1 protein-coding gene is annotated in these 545 nt (G+C 45.9%); it reads right to left on the bottom strand.

What is annotated here, in order from left to right; genetic code table 11:
- The coding region (locus tag R7044_RS27460) for an HAD-IIIA family hydrolase (protein WP_225456257.1) at positions 1-545 on the bottom strand (545 nt) is incomplete at both ends.

Below are 545 nucleotides of genomic sequence, written 5' to 3'. Positions count from 1 at the left end.
GGCAGGCTGAAACCAAAGCGACCAATGCCGCGCTTATCGCCCAACGCCTCTTTTAATGCCTGACCAAGGGCTAATGCGGTATCTTCAATCGTGTGGTGATCATCAATGTGTAAATCACCATCGACTTTGCACACCATTTGGAAACCACCGTGAGTGGCAATTTGATCCAGCATGTGGTCAAAGAAACCAAGACCTGTTGAGATATCATTGCCACCTTGCTCATCCAGATTAACGGCAACTTTAATGTCGGTTTCTTTAGTAGTACGAATCACTTCGGCAACCCGTGCTTTCACCGTCAGATCTTTCAAGATCTGCTTCCAGTCCATGCTTTCTGGATTGTATTGAATACCGCGAATCGCCATGTTTTCCGCCAATTGCAGATCCGTTTGACGGTCACCAATCACGACAGAATTTTGGAAATCCACTTTACCGCCTTGAAGATACTCTTTCACCATGCCTAATTTAGGCTTACGGCAAGAGCAGTTGTCTTCTTCAAAATGCGGACAAATCAGCACATCATCGAACTTCACACCTTGAGACTCGAA

This window comes from Vibrio sp. 1402 (assembly GCF_033340275.1).
Note: the sequence above shows the minus strand (reverse complement) of the source record. Positions and strands in the feature narration are given on the sequence as shown.